Annotated in this window: 10 protein-coding genes and 1 tRNA gene; 2 read left to right on the forward strand and 9 right to left on the reverse strand. The window is 59.7% G+C overall.

Annotated elements, in window-relative coordinates; all coding sequences use genetic code 11:
• Positions 1–30: 30 nt before the first annotated feature.
• From PspCFBP13528_RS03175 to PspCFBP13528_RS03185, 3 genes are all read right to left on the reverse strand, one after another.
• Positions 31–825, reverse strand: coding sequence for a carbon-nitrogen hydrolase family protein (locus tag PspCFBP13528_RS03175; RefSeq protein WP_065950929.1), 795 nt, complete (start codon positions 823–825; stop codon positions 31–33).
• A gap of 10 nt (positions 826–835) precedes the next feature.
• Positions 836–2,518 (reverse strand): NAD(P)/FAD-dependent oxidoreductase, encoded by a 1,683-nt coding sequence (locus PspCFBP13528_RS03180; RefSeq protein ID WP_101219922.1) that lies wholly within the window; start codon positions 2,516–2,518, stop codon positions 836–838.
• A gap of 167 nt (positions 2,519–2,685) precedes the next feature.
• Complete coding sequence (locus PspCFBP13528_RS03185) at positions 2,686–3,132, reverse strand: Lrp/AsnC family transcriptional regulator (protein ID WP_065950928.1); 447 nt, start codon at positions 3,130–3,132, stop codon at positions 2,686–2,688.
• A 269-nt stretch (positions 3,133–3,401) separates the two neighbouring features.
• On the opposite strand from PspCFBP13528_RS03185, the gene PspCFBP13528_RS03190 reads away from it, so the two are divergent.
• Positions 3,402–3,650 (forward strand): CsbD family protein, encoded by a 249-nt coding sequence (locus PspCFBP13528_RS03190; protein WP_065885492.1) that lies wholly within the window; start codon positions 3,402–3,404, stop codon positions 3,648–3,650.
• Positions 3,651–3,788: 138 nt separating this feature from the next.
• Here PspCFBP13528_RS03190 and PspCFBP13528_RS03195 read toward each other — a convergent pair.
• From PspCFBP13528_RS03195 to rpsU, 5 genes are all read right to left on the reverse strand, one after another.
• Positions 3,789–3,865: transfer RNA gene (locus PspCFBP13528_RS03195), tRNA-Ile, on the reverse strand.
• A 17-nt stretch (positions 3,866–3,882) separates the two neighbouring features.
• Positions 3,883–7,254, reverse strand: coding sequence for an EAL domain-containing protein (locus PspCFBP13528_RS03200; protein WP_137199630.1), 3,372 nt, complete (start codon positions 7,252–7,254; stop codon positions 3,883–3,885).
• A 135-nt stretch (positions 7,255–7,389) separates the two neighbouring features.
• Positions 7,390–9,240, reverse strand: coding sequence for an RNA polymerase sigma factor RpoD (rpoD, locus tag PspCFBP13528_RS03205; protein ID WP_065950926.1), 1,851 nt, complete (start codon positions 9,238–9,240; stop codon positions 7,390–7,392).
• Between the two features lie 67 nt (positions 9,241–9,307).
• Positions 9,308–11,278, reverse strand: coding sequence for a DNA primase (gene dnaG, locus PspCFBP13528_RS03210; protein WP_101219898.1), 1,971 nt, complete (start codon positions 11,276–11,278; stop codon positions 9,308–9,310).
• 442 nt (positions 11,279–11,720) lie between these two features.
• Complete coding sequence (gene rpsU, locus PspCFBP13528_RS03215; RefSeq protein WP_002551877.1) at positions 11,721–11,936, reverse strand: 30S ribosomal protein S21; 216 nt, start codon at positions 11,934–11,936, stop codon at positions 11,721–11,723.
• Between the two features lie 202 nt (positions 11,937–12,138).
• On the opposite strand from rpsU, the gene tsaD reads away from it, so the two are divergent.
• Entirely contained in the window at positions 12,139–13,164 is a 1,026-nt protein-coding gene (tsaD, locus tag PspCFBP13528_RS03220; RefSeq protein WP_137199631.1) for a tRNA (adenosine(37)-N6)-threonylcarbamoyltransferase complex transferase subunit TsaD, read from the forward strand.
• 19 nt (positions 13,165–13,183) lie between these two features.
• On the opposite strand, the gene plsY is transcribed toward tsaD, so the two are convergent.
• Positions 13,184–13,753 (reverse strand): glycerol-3-phosphate 1-O-acyltransferase PlsY, encoded by a 570-nt coding sequence (gene plsY, locus PspCFBP13528_RS03225; protein WP_065950924.1) that lies wholly within the window; start codon positions 13,751–13,753, stop codon positions 13,184–13,186.
• Positions 13,754–13,802: the final 49 nt, after the last annotated feature.

Here is a 13,802-nt window from a genome sequence, read left to right on the forward strand (position 1 = left end):
GCAAGTGCCTATGCTAGCAAACCCGGTGGGTCAGGGCTTGTGCAGTGCGGCGTAAAGCTCGGGACGACGGTCCTGCAAGTAGTGATTGGCGGCGCGGGCGTCGAGGATCGCTTGCCGCTCCAGCGTGCCGACGATCAACGTCTCATCCAGGCCCGCCTGGGCGATGCGCTGACCATCCGGCGCGGCAATGCTGCTTTGGCCGCAGTAGTGAATATCGTCTTCGTGCCCGCAGTAATTGGCGTAGGCCACGAAACATTGGTTCTCGAACGCCCGCGCCCGCACAGTGACGTCGGCGACAAAGTCGAACGGCACCATATTGGCAGTGGGCACCAGGATCAGTTCGGCACCGGCCAGGGCCAGGCGGCGTGTGTTTTCCGGGAACTCCAGGTCGTAGCAAATCAGGAAACCCAGCTTCCAGCCGTTCAGTTCCACCAACGGGAAGTCGTCGTCACCGGCGCTGAACATCGAATGGTCCAGATCGCCAAACAGGTGAGTCTTGCGGTAGTTGCACAAACGGGTGCCATGGGCGTCGATCAACTGCACGGCGTTGTAGACCTGGCCATCCTCGGCCCGCTCCGGATAACCGTACACAATCGCCAGCCCGGCACTCTGCGCGATGTCAGCAATGGCTTGTGCAGATTCCCCATCCTGAGCCTCGGCCAGCGCGCCCGCAGCCTCGGCGCCAATGTTGTAGCCCGTCAGGAACATCTCCGGCAACACCAGCACATCGGCTCCCGCTGCTTCATGTGCCAGTTGTCGCAGGCGCTTGAGATTACCGGCGACATCCAGCGGCAGTGGCGGGCATTGGTACAGGGCGACACGCATGTCAGGCTCCTTATTCGGGCAGGGCGATGGGCCCTATCTCGTCAAACACATCGCCGGGCCCCGGATTTTCCGGATGGGTGCTGCCGCCGAAGTGGTTCATGATGCCCCACACCGCGTTCAGCGAGGTCTGCACCGCGCCTTCAACCCAGGCAGGGGTCCAGGAAACGTCGTCGCCAGCAATAAAAATCCCACGTTGCTCGGCAGGCATGTCCTTCTGCATGAAGTGCGCATACATGCGCTGGTTATACCGATAGTGGCCGGGCAATGCACCTTTGAAGGCCCCGAGGAAATGCGGGTCGGCTTCCCAGGACACCGTGATCGGGTCGCCGATGATACGCGCCTTGATGTCGACTTTCGGGTAGATCTTGGCCAGCGCGTCGAGTGCCAGCTTGACCCGCTTATCGATGGGCTGGGGCAGCATTTTCAGCGCGTCGCTCATCCACGAGTAGGACAGGCAGATCACCCCCGGCTTGTCGTCGCCGTTATCGAACAGATAGGTGCCACGGGTCAGGCGGTCGGTGAGGGTCATGCTCATCAGGTCGCGGCCGGTTTGCGGGTCTTTGTCTTTCCAGAACGGGCGGTCGACCATTACGAAGGTTTTCGACGACTGCATGTAACGCGTGCGGTCCAGGGCCATCCACATCTTTTGCGAGAACAGGGTTTCGTCGCATTCGATCTGGGTGGTCAGCAGCCAGCTCTGGCAAGTGGTCAACACGGCGGCGTACTCGCGGGTGTCACCGTAGTTGTCGGTGACGGCGAAACGACCGTCGGCGGCGTGGGCAATGCGCTTCACTCCAGCCCGTGGCGCGCCTCTGTGCAATGAGCTAAGGCTGGTGCCGGCGGGCCAGTGGGCACAGCGCTCGGGTACGTGACGCCAAATGCCCATGGGCACTTGCGCCACGCCGCCAACCACCAGGTGTTGATGATCGTCACAGTTGGTCATCACCACGCGGAAGATTTCCAGCATCGAGTTGGGGAAATCCGAGTCCCAGCCGCCGGTGCCGAAACCGACCTGGCCGAAGACTTCGCGATGATGGAACGACAGCTTGGCGAACGCTTTGGAGGTGGCGACGAAGTCGTAGAAGGTGCGGTCGTCCCACAGCGGTACCAGCTTATTCCACAGTGCCTTGAGGCGCGGCACGTCGCGGTCGCGGATCGCTTGCTGGATATCGCTGAACTGCGAACCGGCTTCCAGGGCATCGGCCCAGGCGTCGGCCACTTCCTGGAACAGCGCAGGCAAGTCGGACAGTTTTTGCGCGTAGTGAGTCTGGCCTTCCAGATCGATGACGGTACTGCCGGACGCCGGCGTCAGCGGGTTGGGGAAGGGTTTGGTGTCCAGGCCCAGTTTGTCCACATAGTGATAGAAGGCGGTGGACGACACCGGAAAACGCATCCCGCCCAGCTCGGCGATAATGCCTTCGGCCCCTTCAAACGCCTGCGAGCGCAGGCGACCGCCCATCTTCGAGGCTTCGTAAACCACCGGCTTCAAGCCTAGCTTCATCAATTCGTAGGCCGCCACCAGCCCCGCAATGCCGGCGCCCACGATCGCCACTTCAGCGCCGTGGTTAGCGGCAGGAATGCTGCCCAGGCCGGCGGGATGCTCGATCCAGTCATCAAAGGCAAACGGAAAATCCGGGCCGAAGATAGTGATGGGTTTTTTACCGTCGGTAGGGTGGCGATGGGGCTTGGCGATGCTGCTGGACGGAATGCTCATGGCTGACCTTACTGACGACTCGGCGGGATAGGGCCCGTTGAGTATAGGAAAAGATGGCAGCCAGTTTAGGGAGCGTTGCGCTCGTTAATAAGACGCAATGTGTCGTCGGATTGCACTCATTTTAGTCATTGTGACGAGATATTTGGTCAGACAGGCTGACCGCGGTCCAATTTGTTACTGAGAATGATCGAAGTCGTGGTTTTCTCCACCCCGTCGACACTGCCGATCTGATCGAGCAATTGATCCAGCTGCTCCGGCGACTCAGTGCGCAGCCAGGCCACATAATCAAACTCGCCGCTCACCGCGCACAACTGCTGCACCTGGGCCATTGCACTCAACCTGCGCAGCACTTCCTTGCCCGAGCGCGGCTGTACGGTAATCCCGACGTAAGCCTGCAAACCGCCATCCGCCAAGCGCTGGCCCAGGCGCACGCCATAACCGGTAATCACCTGTGTTTTCTCCAGGCGGGCCAGGCGCGACGTCACCGTGGTGCGCGCGATGCCGAGCTGCCGGGCAAGCATGGCCACGCTTTCGCGGGCGTTGAGCTGCAACGCGGCGATCAGTTGGCGGTCGATTTCGTCCAGGGTGGGCAAGAGAAGAGCTCCAGTGCAGGGGGGGGGGGCAGTGGGCATGCATGGTACAGGCTTGGTTCGGCTTACAGAACCGCTATGCCAGACACACGAAAGCCGCGCAATGCTCGGCTTTTTTGGGCTCAAGTGCCACTTGCCAACTGTGGTTTGGTATCTCTGGCGCTTTATCTACTTTGAACTTATCCCAAACCCCATCTCCCTAAAGATTTGCAGATAACCCTGGCCCAGGCAGACCCTGGGTTTCCCACTTACACGCAAAGGTTTGGTGAGTTATGAAGAGTGAACAAGTCGAAGGCGTTACAGAGAAGCTTGCTGGAAAGGCACAGAGCGCGGTAGGTAAATTGTTTGGTGATTCGAAGCTGGAAGCCGAAGGTGCTGGACGCCAAGCTGCCGGGCAACTGACTCAAACTTATGGCGATGCGCTGGACAGCGTGTCGACGTTCGTTAAGGAAAAACCGGTTGCGGCCATCGCGATTGGTGCAGTGGCTCTGTTGGTGCTGGACCGTTTGCTGCGCCGTTGAGGTGAAGGGAAACCTTCAACAATGAGTAAAATTCAACCGTGTGGGCGGTTTGTGGACGGAAGAGATTTTCTGGCGATTTTCAGTCAGGTTTCTTTTACCGCAAAAACGCGAAAGCCGCGCAATGCGCGGCTTTGGAGTTGGTGGGCCCACACGGACTTGAACCGTGGACCAAAGGATTATGAGTCCTCTGCTCTGACCAACTGAGCTATAGGCCCTTGTAACTGGACGCGGATTATAGCGACGGTTTCCTCGCTGTGCCATCCGTAAAATCCCTCATCCGTGTACGAAGGAAGGTTTCGGCAAATAGCTCCGGTGGCAGGGGCAGGCTGACGATGTAGCCTTGCATCTGTTCACAGCCTTCTGCAGCCAGGAATGCTTGCTGTGCGGGGTTCTCCACGCCTTCGGCGATGATGGTGAATTGCATGCTGTGGCCGAGGGCGATGATGGCGCGCACGATGGCGGCGTCGTGAGGGTCGTCGGGCAGGCCGCGGACGAAGGATTGGTCAATCTTGAGGAAGTCCAGCGGCAGGCGCTTGAGGTAGCTCAGGGAAGAGTAGCCGGTACCGAAATCGTCGATCGCCAGCTGTACGCCCAGTCCTTTGAGCTGGTGCAGCACCGCCAGGGCTTCTTCCGCCTGGCTCATGATGAAGTTTTCGGTGATCTCCAGCTGCAGGCAGCCGGGTTCCAGGCGATAGTCGCGCAGCAGTTGTTCGATGCGCGACAACAGATTGGGATGACGCAGCTGCGCGCCGGCGAGGTTGACCGACAGCGGCCCGAAGTCCTCGAAAGCGCCTTGCCAGGCATGCAGTTGCCGACAGGCCTGTTCCAGTACCCAGTCGCCAATTTGCAAAATAGTGCCGTTCTCTTCGGCCAGGGCGATGAAGTGTTCGGGCGGGACGTCGCCGAAGGTGGGGTGGTGCCAGCGAATCAAGGCTTCGGCGCCGATCAGTTCATGGGTGATCAGGCTGCGTTTGGGTTGGTAATACAGGCTTAATTCCTCACGTTCGATGGCGCGGCGCAGTTCATGCTCCAGCGCCACGCGTTCATTGGCCTGGGCCGTCAGGTCGCGGGTGTAGCTTTCAACGCGGTTACGGCCCTTGGCTTTGGAACGGTACATCGCGGCGTCGGCGTTTTTGACCAGGGTGGCAACATCGGTGCCGTCCTGTGGATACAGGCTGGTGCCGATACTCGCGCTGATAAAGAATTCGTGTTCGCCGGCCTGGAAGGGCGGTGTGAAGCAATCGAGCAGTTTGTTCGCCAGGTATTGCGCGTCGCTGGCCTGTTGCAGGCCGGGCAGCAGGATAATGAATTCATCGCCGCCCAGGCGGGCGACGGTGTCGATATCGCGCAGTTGTTCCTTGAGGCGTACGGCGATGTCTTTGAGCAGCAGGTCACCGACCGGGTGGCCGAGGCTGTCATTGATGTGTTTGAAGCGGTCCAGGTCGAGAAACAACACGGCGCCCTGATTGCCGCTTTCCTGCTGACCATTGAGGGCGGCTTGCAGGCGGCTTTCAAACAGCGTGCGGTTGGGCAGGCCGGTCAATGGGTCGTGATGGGCCTGATAGTCGAGGCGCGCCTGGGCGAGCTTGAGGCTGGAGATGTCGGCAAATACCGCAACGAAGTGCGTGACCACCTGGTCGCGATTGCGCACGGCGCTGATGGTGAGCCAACTTGGATAGAGCTCACCGTTCTTGCGGCGGTTGGAAATCTCGCCCTGCCAGTGTCCCTGGGTCGTCAACTGGTGCCACATCGCGGCATAGAAGGCGCTGTCGTGCAGGCCGGAGGCGAGCAGGCGAGGGGTGTGGCCAAGCGCTTCGGCTTCACTGTAGCCAGTGATTTCGCTGAACGCGCGATTGACGGCACTGATGTTCTGCCGCGTGTCGGTGATCAATACGCCTTCGGCGGTGCTCTCGAACACGGTAGCCGCCTGTTGCAGTTTTTCCTGCATTTGCTGGCGTTCGGTGATGTCGCGGGCGATGACCAGCATGCAGTCTTCTTCGCCGATGGGCAGCGGACGGCTGGACAGTTCGCAGAGGCGAATCCGACCATCGACGTGGCGAATATGGCAGATGAAGTCGCGCACAAAACCGTCGCGCTGCATCAATTCCAGCATGTGCTTGCGTTCATTGAGGTCGACCCATATGGCAAGGTCCAAGGCCGACTGATCAAGCGGCATAGCGCTGGTGTAGCCGGTCAGGTGGCTGAAGCCTTCGTTCACTTCTATCAGCAGACCATCGCTTTGACGGCTCAGCAACAAGGCATCGGGGGAGGCATGAAAAGCCTTGGCAAATTTCTGCTCGGACAGCAGCAGTGCCTCTTCCGTACGTTTGGCCTCGCTGATGTCGATCATCAGGCCGCGCAGCACCGGTTCCGGGCCGTATTTGATCAGGCTGACAATGTCGCGTACCCACAGGCAGCGTCCGTCGGCGGTGATGACACGGTAGTCGATGCTGTGATCACGGTTGGCGCGAGTTTCACGCAAGCAATAGGTTTCGGCGCGCGCCAGGTCGGCGGGGTGAATGATGTTGCGCCAGAAGCCGGGGATCAGCCAGTGGGCGCGGGGGTAGCCAAGCAATTGCTCGGCATGGGGCGACACGTAGCTGTAGGTGAAATCGCTGATGCTGGCTTCCCAGGCGATGGCGGACAGGCTCTCCACCAGGCCGCGATAGTGGTACTCGCTGCTGCGCAGTTGCTGCTCAAGGGCCACTCGGCGGGAAATCTCCGAGCTGAGCCGGCGATTGATTCGAATGACTATGACCAACACGGTACTCAGCAGCAACACCGCAGGCAGGCCGTACAGCAACAGATCTGCCCAGAATGTGCGGTGATCGCTGACGCTGCCCACCCAGTGCTGCTGGATCGCATCGGTCTCGGTTGGACTGAGATCGGCGAGGACCTTATCCAGGATACCCACCAGTATTTTTTCATCCCGTGGTACGCCCATTGCCAACTGATAGCGGTAGGGCGTTTCGCCGCTGACGTACAAACCATCGAGTTTCAGTTGGCGCAGGCTCCAGACGCTGGACGCCAGGTCACTGACTACCGCATCCACTTCATCGGTGGCCAGGGCCTGCAGCGCGGAACTGGCGTTAGGCATTGCGACGAGGTTGAGGTCCGGGTGATGGGTGCGCAGTAATTCATGGGGCGCATAGTTTTCCACCACCGCGATTTTCAGTCTGTACAAGTCCTTGAGGTTGCGTGGTTTGGCGCCACCTTCATGGGCCAGTATCACGATGGGGAAGTCGAGATAGGGGCGCGTAAAGGCCAGGAAATTCTGGCGTTCCGGGGTGGACATGATGCCGGGTAGCAGGTCGAGCTGATTGTTGCGTGCCTGCTCGAGCACAGCGGTCCAATTTGCCGGCTCGATCAGCTTGACCCTGACGCCCAGGCGATCCTGGATCAGGCGCACATAATCGGCGGCCAGGCCTTGATATCGGCCATTTTCGTCGCGGTATTCAAAGGGTGGCCAGGACGCATCCACCCCAATGCGCAGCTCCTGATGGTCCGTCAGCCAGCTACGCTCATCATCAGTGAGAGTCAACGCGCCAGCCGTTGCGGTCCAGGTCAGCAGCGACAGCAGTATCACGGTCGGCAATCTGGGCATAACGGTCTCGTTATGGCACGGGGAATGTCTCGAGTGTAGACGGGCATTGCGAAGGCGGGGTGATGCGGGGCAGTTAATCTGTGGAAAGAAATGGCTGGAAAGCAAAACCCCCGGCCTGGGCCGGGGGTTCTGTTATCACTCGTCGAGGAAGGAGCGTAGATGCTCGCTTCGCGTCGGGTGGCGCAACTTGCGCAGCGCCTTGGCTTCGATCTGACGGATCCGCTCACGGGTCACGTCAAACTGCTTACCGACTTCCTCGAGGGTGTGGTCGGTATTCATGTCGATGCCGAAACGCATGCGCAGTACCTTGGCTTCACGGGCAGTGAGGCCGGAGAGTACGTCGCGAGTCGCTTCCTTGAGGCTCTCAACAGTGGCGACATCGATGGGCGACTGCATGGTCGAGTCTTCGATGAAGTCACCCAGATGGGAGTCTTCGTCATCACCAATCGGCGTTTCCATGGAGATCGGCTCTTTAGCGATCTTCAATACCTTGCGGATTTTATCCTCAGGCATTTCCATGCGTTCGCCCAGCTCTTCCGGGGTCGGTTCGCGACCCATTTCCTGCAACATCTGCCGGGAAATACGGTTGAGCTTGTTGATGGTCTCGATCATATGCACCGGAATACGGATGGTGCGGGCCTGGTCGGCGATCGAGCGAGTGATCGCCTGACGGATCCACCAGGTGGCATAAGTCGAGAACTTGTAGCCGCGACGGTATTCGAACTTGTCCACCGCCTTCATCAGGCCGATGTTGCCTTCCTGGATCAGGTCGAGGAATTGCAAGCCACGGTTGGTGTACTTCTTGGCGATGGAGATCACCAGACGCAAGTTGGCTTCAACCATCTCTTTCTTCGCGCGGCGGGCCTTGGCCTCACCGATCGACATGCGACGGTTGATGTCCTTGATCTCGGCGATCGTCAGGCCTGTTTCAGCCTCCAGTGCGCTCAGTTTCTGCTGGCAACGGATGATGTCCGGCTGCAGGCGACCAATGGCTTCGGCGTATTTCGCCTTGCCTTTGGCCAGGGCGTCACTCCAGGTTTCGTCAACTTCGTTGCCCGGGAACTGGCGCAGGAAGTCGGTACGCGGCATGCGCGCATCACGGACACAGAGCTGCATGATGGCACGCTCTTGTGCACGCAGACGCTCAAGGGCGCTACGAACCCGTTCAACCAGGCCTTCGAATTGCTTGGGCACCAGCTTGATCGGCATGAACAGCTCAGCCAGGGCCAGCAGCTCGGCAATCGCCTGCTTGTTGCCACGACCATGCTTTTTCAGCGCCTTGCGGGTGATTTCCATTTGATCGGAAACCGCACCGAAACGCTGGGCAGCGATGACCGGGTCTGGACCGCTTTCGACTTCTTCTTCGTCGTCGGTGCTGGCTTCAGCCTCGTCGTCGTCGGTGTCGTCGTCCGCTTTCGGCGCTTTCGGATCTACCGGCGGCGGTACTTCGGCGGCAGGTGGCGCAATGCCGTCGTCCGGGTCGATATAACCGCTCAGAACGTCGGACAGGCGGCCACCTTCGGTGGTGACGCGAGTGTACTCGGAGAGAATGTGGTCAACCGTGCCAGGGAAGTGCGCGATTGCGCCCATCACTTCACGGATGCCCTCTTCGATACGCTTGGCGATTTCGATTTCGCCTTCACGTGTCAGCAACTCGACGGTACCCATTTCACGCATATACATGCGCACAGGGTCAGTCGTGCGACCGATGTCGGTCTCCACCGCGGCCAACGCGGCAGCGGCTTCTTCAGCGGCTGCCTCGTCGGTATCGGCGTCGGCCAACATAAGGGCGTCCGCATCCGGAGCACTCTCGTGTACGGGGATCCCCATGTCATTAATCATGCGGATGATGTCTTCCACCTGCTCAGGATCTGAAATATCCTCAGGCAGGTGGTCGTTGACCTCTGCGTAAGTCAGATACTTCTGCTCACGACCAAGGGTGATCAACTCTTTGATACGAGACTGCTGTTGCGCTTTTCCGGACATAACACCCTATCCACTGAAGGTCTTGGCGGGCAAAAAACAAGCCGAGGATTATACCCGAGCTATGACCTCACACGCCAGCTGAGGTCGGGTTTGATGTGCAAACGTTCTGTTTTAAAAGGTCGCGCATCTGTTTTGCTATCTGAATTTGCTCTTCAGCCGACAATCCCGGCTGTCTTGCTCTCTTAATGAGCTCATCGAGGGTCTGTGTATGCTGACCCGCGGATAACCTATTAATGGTGTCTAAAAACTGTTGTTCAAGGTTATCGCCGTCAATTAGCCACTCCTTTTCCGCAAGTGCCTTCAACAGGCGGCCCTGTTCGGTGCCATGCCAGCGAGCCATGAGCTGGATTGAGTTTAGCTTAGGATTTTTCTGCACGGCCTCGATCAAGGCGATAAGCACCTGGGCGTAGGTGTTGCTCTCGTTGGCGAAATGGTCGGCGCTTTCAACCTTGCCCGCCAATTGCGGGTGATGGATGAGCGTACGCAAGGCAATCAGCGTCGGCGCTTCCACGGCGACCGGAGTGCGCGGGGCATGGGCCTCATCGCGGTCGCCGCGTTTGCCGTTCTTGCTCCAGGGCTTCTTGTCCCATTTCTTGCCGCCGGCGCCGGGCTTTTTCGGCGTCCATTCCTGCTGGGGCGTATACGCCTCGTGCGGTTGGTGGAAGTCGGAATAGTCCGGCATGGCATCGTAATCCATGCCCGGATCGTAGGCGGGTGGCGCATCCTGTGGGGCGCTATGTACCAGCTGGCTCACGGCTTCGCCGCTCAGTCCGGTGATTTCCAGCAGACGCTGGCGCATCAAGGTGCGCAAATTGGCGCCCGGGACCTTGTCGATCAACGGCGCTGCGAGGGTGGCCATGTGGGCCTTGCCTTCAAGCGAGCGGGGGTCGGCTTCTTCGGTCAGTTGCTGGAAGAAATAGTCCGCCAGCGGCTGTGCGTGTTGATTGATGCGGGCACGGAACGCGTCGGTGCCTTCGGAGCGCACCAGGGTGTCCGGGTCTTCACCTTCGGGCAGGAACAGAAAACGTGCGCGGCGCCCATCCTGCAGGCTCGACAGCGTGGCCTCGAGTGCGCGCCAGGCGGCGTTGCGGCCGGCCTGGTCGCCGTCGAAACAGAACAGCACGCTGGGCACGACGCGGAACAGGCGCTTCAAGTGCTCTTCGCTGGTGGCGGTGCCGAGCGTCGCCACCGCATTGCGCAGGCCTTGCTGGGCCAGCGCGATGACGTCCATATAGCCTTCAACGACGATGATTTCGTCGAGGTTGCGGTTGTTCTTGCGCGCCTCAAACAGGCCGTAGAGTTCCTGGCCCTTATGGAAAACCGGGGTTTCCGGCGAGTTCAGGTACTTGGGTTTGTCGTCCCCCAGCACTCGGCCACCGAACGCGATGATGCGGCCACGGCTGTCGCGGATGGGGAACATCACGCGGTCACGGAAGCGGTCATAGCGCTTGCCGGTCTCGGCGTTTTCCACCAGCAGGCCGGCATCAATCATGGCTTTTTGCTGGAGCGTATCGCTGCTCAGGTGCTTGTACAGGTTGTCCCAGCCGGGCGGTGCAAAACCGAGGCCGAAGTCCCGGGCGATTTCACCGGTGAGGCCGCGGCCCTTAAGGTAATCGACGGCGGCTTTGCGCTGCGGATGGCTTTTAAGTGCCTGTCGATAGAAGTCGGCAGCGGCGGTCAGCAGTGGATACAGCGGCGAGTCAGTGGGCTGTCGCGGTTTGTGCGCGCGGCCACTTTCTTCGCGGGGGATCTCCATGCCGGCGGCTTTGGCCAGGTCCTCGACGGCCTGGGGGAAATCCAGGTTGTCGTGGTCCATCAGGAAGCCGAGGGCGTTGCCGCCTGCACCGCAACCGAAGCAGTAATAGAACTGCTTGTCCGGGCTTACGCTGAATGACGGGGTTTTTTCTTTATGGAACGGGCAGCAGGCGGTGTAGTTCTTGCCGGCTTTTTTCAATTGCACGCGTGAGCTGACCACATCGACGATGTCGGTGCGGTTCAGAAGGTCGTCAATAAAGCTCTGGGGAATCAGCCCGGCCATGGCGTTCTCGTCATCACTGCGTGTAAATGAGGGCCCGTGAAATGTTCAAGCGCACGTTGGGTGCCTGATCATTGTCGTCTGCATGGGATGTCAGAGAGTGTATCTGTCGAACATTCGCTGACGTTAGTCTCTATCAGTGTTCGACGAATAAAAGTTGCCCGTGAGTCCGGTCTTGACCTGCGGGCGGTCTCGGAAGCTCGACAATGGGCACAGTCGACACAGTATGATCGCCTGCTTGAAGAATTAGGTGTGCTCGTCAGTAGCCTTGTTAGGCTCGTCAGAAGAGACGTGCACCGCTGGCAAAAGAGCCAGTCCTGACGTTTGAAGCGGTGTCTCGGTCGCGTGTGCGGCGTCGACGATGAAGCATCAAGCGATATCCGCAAATGCCAACAGCCCGGCTGAGGGCCGGGCTTGGCAGAAGCTTGCTACGAACGTCTGTGTATTAGTACAGACGAACGGCGCGGCGCTGCTCGCGCTGAACTTTCTTGGCGTGACGCTTAACAGCGGCTGCTGCTTTACGCTTACGCTCAGAAGTTGGCTTCTCATAAAATTCGCGGCTACGAACTTCAGCCAGAACACCGGCTTTTTCGCAGGAGCGCTTGAAACGACGCAGAGCTACGTCGAAGGGTTCGTTCTCTTTTACTTTGACGGCTGGCATCCAGAGCTACCTTCTTTCATTACCGGGATCAACGTTCTCGTCGCAAAAAATTCGCGGCTGAGGTCGTCGGTTTTTAAGGGTTGCGGATGTTAACCCCTCATTGGCAGGAATGCAAAGCCTCTGATCGAAAACCGCTAGTCGGGAGGGGGAGTGGCGACTATTATGCGCGCCTTCGAATTCAGCCTCTACAAGGCGCAAACCCATGCTAGTACTGGGACTTGAAACCTCCTGCGACGAAACCGGTGTCGCACTTTACGACAGTGAACGCGGGCTTCTGGCCGATGCACTGTTCAGTCAGATCGACCTGCATCGCGCCTATGGCGGCGTGGTACCGGAGCTTGCCAGCCGCGATCACGTCAAACGCATGCTGCCATTGATCCGCCAGGTGTTGGACGAGGCCGGCTGCGTGCCGACCGAGATCGATGCAATTGCCTATACCGCAGGCCCCGGATTGGTCGGAGCCCTGTTGGTTGGGGCTTCCTGTGCCCAGGCGCTGGCATTTGCCTGGGGCATTCCGGCCCTCGGTGTGCACCACATGGAAGGTCATTTACTGGCTCCGATGCTGGAAAAAACACCGCCAGCGTTCCCGTTCGTCGCTTTGTTGGTTTCGGGGGGCCATACGCAGCTGGTTCAGGTCGACGGCATCGGTCAATACACGTTGTTGGGCGAGTCGCTGGACGACGCCGCGGGCGAAGCATTCGACAAGACCGCGAAGATGATGGGGCTCAATTATCCCGGCGGACCGGAAATCGCCCGCCTCGCCGAAAAAGGCGTGGCCGGTCGTTACACCTTCCCGCGGCCGATGTGTGATCGCCCTGGTTTGATGTTCAGCTTCAGCGGCTTGAAAACCTCGGCGTTGAATACCTGGCAGCAGAGCGTCAGCACCGGGGACGACGGCGAGCAAGCCCGTTGCGACATCGCGCTGGCGTTCCAGCAAGCCGTGGTAGAGACTTTAACCATCAAGTGCAAGCGTGCCCTGAAGCAGGCTGGCATGAAGCGGCTGGTGATTGCCGGCGGCGTCAGCGCCAACAAGGCCTTGCGCAGTTCGTTGGAGAAGATGCTCGGGGAGATGAAGGGCGATGTGTTCTACGCGCGCCCTGAGTTTTGCACCGACAATGGCGCGATGATCGCCTACGCCGGCTGTCAACGCCTGCAGGCCGGGCAACATGAAAGCCTGGCGATCAGCGTGCAGGCCCGTTGGCCGATGGAGCAGTTGTCGCCGTTGTAGGGGTTAACGTGGACCCTATTTAAAAATGCCGTTCGCGCCCGGCAAACAGGTCGCGTAGATTGCCGCGGTGGCGCCAGACGATCAGCACTGTCAGCACGCTCATCGGCAGCAGCGCCGCCGGTTCCTGCCAGGCCAGCAAGGGCAGGGTGAGCGGTGTGGCGATCAGTGCCGCCAGTGAGCTGGTACGGGTCAGGTAGAACGTCAGCAGCCAGGCAAGCACCGCCAGTAAGGCTGCCGGAGGGTAGATCCCCAACAGCATGCCGGCCGCCGTGGCGACACCTTTGCCGCCGCGAAAGCGGAAGTACAGGGGGAACAGGTGGCCGAGGACGGCGCAGATGCCCACCCAGGCCTGCTGTTGCAGGGTAAGGCCCGCAAGGCTGGCGATCAGTACGGGCAGCAGGCCCTTGCAGAGGTCGCCCAGCAGCGTCAGCACGGCAAGTTTCTTGCCGGCCAGGCGCAACATATTGGTGGCGCCGGCATTGCCTGAGCCACTCATTCGCGGATCGGGGTTTCCCGTCAGGCGGCTGAGCAAAATGGCAAAGGACAGCGAGCCGAGCAGGTAGGCGAGAATCGCCAGTGACCAAAACATGCTAACTATTCCGGGCGAGGACGCCCTGATTCTAACGGGGCATCGCGCC

This window comes from Pseudomonas sp. CFBP13528, assembly GCF_005233615.1.
GTDB classification, from domain to species: Bacteria; Pseudomonadota; Gammaproteobacteria; order Pseudomonadales; family Pseudomonadaceae; genus Aquipseudomonas; species Aquipseudomonas fluorescens_AM.

What these genes read in the sequence shown, in the direction of transcription:
- PspCFBP13528_RS03175 (WP_065950929.1), bottom strand. Translation starts at nt 825, where the DNA reads ATGCGTGTCGCCCTGTACCAATGCCCGCCACTGCCGCTGGATGTCGCC.
- PspCFBP13528_RS03190 (WP_065885492.1), top strand. Translation starts at nt 3,402, where the DNA reads ATGAAGAGTGAACAAGTCGAAGGCGTTACAGAGAAGCTTGCTGGAAAG.
- PspCFBP13528_RS03200 (WP_137199630.1), bottom strand. Translation starts at nt 7,254, where the DNA reads ATGCCCAGATTGCCGACCGTGATACTGCTGTCGCTGCTGACCTGGACC.
- rpoD (WP_065950926.1), bottom strand. Translation starts at nt 9,240, where the DNA reads ATGTCCGGAAAAGCGCAACAGCAGTCTCGTATCAAAGAGTTGATCACC.
- dnaG (WP_101219898.1), bottom strand. Translation starts at nt 11,278, where the DNA reads ATGGCCGGGCTGATTCCCCAGAGCTTTATTGACGACCTTCTGAACCGC.
- rpsU (WP_002551877.1), bottom strand. Translation starts at nt 11,936, where the DNA reads ATGCCAGCCGTCAAAGTAAAAGAGAACGAACCCTTCGACGTAGCTCTG.
- tsaD (WP_137199631.1), top strand. Translation starts at nt 12,139, where the DNA reads ATGCTAGTACTGGGACTTGAAACCTCCTGCGACGAAACCGGTGTCGCA.
- plsY (WP_065950924.1), bottom strand. Translation starts at nt 13,753, where the DNA reads ATGTTTTGGTCACTGGCGATTCTCGCCTACCTGCTCGGCTCGCTGTCC.